The sequence below is a fragment of the Metamycoplasma neophronis genome, assembly GCF_006491995.1.
In the GTDB taxonomy this organism is placed as follows: domain Bacteria; phylum Bacillota_I; class Bacilli_A; order Mycoplasmatales; family Metamycoplasmataceae; genus Metamycoplasma; species Metamycoplasma neophronis.
Genome location: NZ_VHHP01000055.1, coordinates 1 through 608, shown reverse-complemented (window position 1 = coordinate 608; position 608 = coordinate 1). Strand labels below are relative to the sequence as shown.

The window sequence follows — 608 nt, the reverse complement described above, 5'->3', positions numbered from 1 at the left end:
AGCCGTGTGAGATTCGCACCAGCTTGGGTTGTCCGGTAGTTCCCGAGGTCGGCATGATGTAGGCGGTCTTGGTGGCCAGCAGTGCGTCGTGTGTCACCTGTGTGACGCGCTCGTCAACGACCTTCCGCAGCTCGTCATGGCCGACAACCGCCAGCTGGGTGGCGGCCACGTCGACCACTGTCACCAAGATGCCATCGCCGTGCTCGGTAATCGCATTGGTCCGCACGGAAATTTCGTCAGCGGTGTCGCAGACGCTGTACCCGCAACCCGCAAGGTGACACGCGATGAGCAGGTCAATGGTCTTGTCGGTGTCGTCGTCGGTGAACACCAGAACATCACCCGGTGCGGCGCCGCGTTGCACCAACCACGCGACCCACGGGTAGACGAAGCGGCGCCTGCCGAGAAATTGGTGGACGCCCCTTGCGGAATCGAGAAACCACGCGGGCGTCGACGGCTGACGGGCTGGCCAATCGCCTTGGCAGCGAGTCCCGTCCGGGCCGATCCCGAACCAGTCGTTGACGATCATGGCGATCGGCCGATCCCACATCGCCGCCATCGATTCCAACGCTGCCGCTATCCGTTCCGCGACCTTGGGGTGTGTCTTGCAC

Annotated in this window: 1 protein-coding gene; it reads right to left on the bottom strand. The window is 63.7% G+C overall.

Features of this window, described 5'->3' with window-relative positions; all coding sequences use genetic code 4:
- Positions 1-608 (bottom strand): AMP-binding protein (locus FJR74_RS08495; protein WP_140915078.1); only part of this gene is annotated, 608 nt, incomplete at both ends.